The 1,678-nt window shown below is 53.1% G+C and carries 1 pseudogene; it reads left to right on the forward strand.

What is annotated here, in order from left to right:
* Positions 1-345: 345 nt before the first annotated feature.
* Positions 346-1,678, forward strand: a pseudogene (locus tag DFS28_RS30345) (hypothetical protein); the annotation flags it as partial.

Consider the following 1,678-nt stretch of genomic DNA (forward strand, 5'->3'; position numbering starts at 1 on the left):
GCGCGTCTGAATTTTTCGCCGGGCGGCCACTGGGTCAGGTTCAAGCAGACCATCCAGCGGGATGTGTCCTGGACCGAATCGGACTGGGCCGAAAGCGCTCGCTTCGAGGTGGTTTTATCGCCGTCCGAGGCGAAGCTGTAGGTCGAAAAACTGTTTGAACAGACGTTCAGCCAGCAAGCGCAGCGTCAGGAGGAATGCCAGATCTGGCGACCTTCTGGAAACCCGGTGGGATTTAGGACAACCGTTCGTCCGAACTGTCAGTTATTACAGGTGATGGACCAACACTTTTAAGTTGTAACTTCGCTTCTAAGCAGCACTTATTCAGCGTAGTGGAAGCTTTTTATCATGACCGACGAACAGATTCCCCCAATCCCAAACCGTGATCCTGAGTACAGGGAGTTAGCCTCTCCTCGTACTAACGCGATTGTGTCGAGTACTGGGTTCAAGATCATCGGGCCTAGCACACAGAGCCCTTACGATATCCAGGTTGATCTGCATTTCAAAAGAGGAGATGGCACGCATTATGGAGAAAGAAAGTTATTCGATATCGACTTTCCGTTTGCAACCACCGTTCAAGATTTCCCCCCAGGGATATACAGGATTCACTATGCCTATTTGTTAAAAGATGGCGGATGGTCCTACTGGTATGACTCGGGACTATTTACGGTTGTCAGCCCAACAAACATTACATGGCCAAGACAAGATAGTTCGGTGCCGTCGAGTGTGGAGATAACAGGTGAGGGCGCTGTCCCCCATGCGACTATTAACGTCCGGGGGGAGAACGGAATTGTTTATGGATCTGGCAGTGCAACGACACAAGGTAATTGGAAGGTAGTTGTAAAAGATCTGCCCGTAAACAGAACAACCAGCCTTGTGGCGGCTCAGAGTCGAGGTGACGTTGAAATAAACACTTCGGTACCGCTGAAGTTGAATGTGAAGGCCAAACCTGTCATCACCTCACCGCGAGCGGGTGAGGTATTACGCGAACTTAGGCCTGAAGTTTCGGGGACTGGTTCGAACAATACGACCGTCACAATATTTCAGCAGGGCTTCGGTGGGGTGTCTTATGGTTCTGGAACGATCGCCAATGGCGTTTGGAAATTCAAACTGACCAAAAACCTACCGGTGGGTGGATTTGTCGTTCACGCCCAAGCGACGTTCAATGGACAGCTTATAGCCTGGTCAGACCCAGTACCTGTCACCGTGCGATATCCGGCGCCCCTTATCACCGGGCCAGAGGCCGGTACGGTACAGGATCAGACGTTTACGATTTCGGGAACGGGCGGTATGGCAGGTGCCACCGTCGAGATTCTTGTGGATCTAGACGTCGAACACACCGTTCTTGGCACCGGTTCAGTACAGACCGGCGGAAGCTGGAATGTCATTGCCACCCTACCACCGGGACCTATTTCCGTAGTGGCAGAGCAGTTCGTGGGCAGCAGTGAGCATTCCTGGCGCAGTCTGCATCGCGCCTTCAAAATCCGCCCCCCCCAACTGACGGATGTCATCCCCACCGCAACGTCCGACAACACCGTTATGTTTTCAGGTGTTGGTCACAACGGCGCTAGAGTCGAAATCGCTAAAACCAACGGGCCAGGTGGACAATCGCTAGGCCCGGTGACGGTTGTCAACAATGCCTGGCAGGTGGTCGCCACCAATTGGCCGCCCGGCCTGTACA

Origin of the sequence: Pseudomonas sp. 478, assembly GCF_003254125.1 — a bacterium.
Lineage (GTDB): Bacteria > Pseudomonadota > Gammaproteobacteria > Pseudomonadales > Pseudomonadaceae > Aquipseudomonas.